This is a genomic window from Vibrio sp. TRT 21S02 (assembly GCF_050113675.1).
Lineage (GTDB): Bacteria > Pseudomonadota > Gammaproteobacteria > Enterobacterales > Vibrionaceae > Vibrio.
The window spans coordinates 1-712 of sequence record NZ_JBNJOI010000067.1; the positions used below are offsets into that span (position 1 = coordinate 1).

General features: G+C 41.4%; 1 protein-coding gene. It reads left to right on the forward strand.

Annotation, left to right across the window (positions count from 1 at the left end):
- Positions 1 to 24: 24 nt before the first annotated feature.
- Complete coding sequence (locus tag ACQEXU_RS21965; RefSeq protein ID WP_427012300.1) at positions 25 to 582, forward strand: nucleotidyltransferase domain-containing protein; 558 nt, start codon at positions 25 to 27, stop codon at positions 580 to 582.
- The last annotated feature ends 130 nt before the right edge of the window (positions 583 to 712 follow it).

Sequence of the window (712 nt, forward strand, 5' to 3'; positions counted from 1 at the left end):
GGCGTTATACAAACGGAGGCGATTTTGAGTTCAGATAAGCTAGATTTAGAGAATCTCCCTCTCCAAAGTGAGTTGGTTCGATCAGCGTGCTCGGCGTTCATTTCTGAGAGTGATGTAGTAGCGGCTGTGTTGTTAGGCTCATTGGCTGCTGGTAAAGGTGACCGTGTATCGGATGCCGATATTCTCGTTTTCACAAAGAATGATTTCCATAAATCTACAAGCGAGTGCTTCTCAGCTTTTGAGTGTGATAAGGAAATATTCTATCAACTCGATGGTTTCCACAATGATAATGCTTATTTTAAAAAGTACATTTTTAATGATCTTACTAGTGCCGAAATTCACTGTTTAGATTTAAGTGAATCGCTCAGTATTTCAAAACCGTTTAAAGTGTTGTTTGACAAAAATGGCATTGTCGAGCAAAGGGTAACAGATGAACCCGCTCCAAAGCATGAGGGCTTTCCCGCTTACACGAACGGTGACGATGGTCTTACTTGGGAGCTTTTTGATTGTATCAAATGGATGAGCCGTGGAAATCATGAACTGGCTAAGGATTATTTAAAGAAGCTTGTCGATAAACTTTAACTGTTTGTATAACAAGGCATTTAAGAGTGACTCACAACGCTTGGCGCCCTCACTTCAAGTCAGTTTAGTGTTTAAGGTGCAATGGTTTAGGCTGGGTGTTTAGCGCTGTTCGCACCTTAATGCGGCGTTA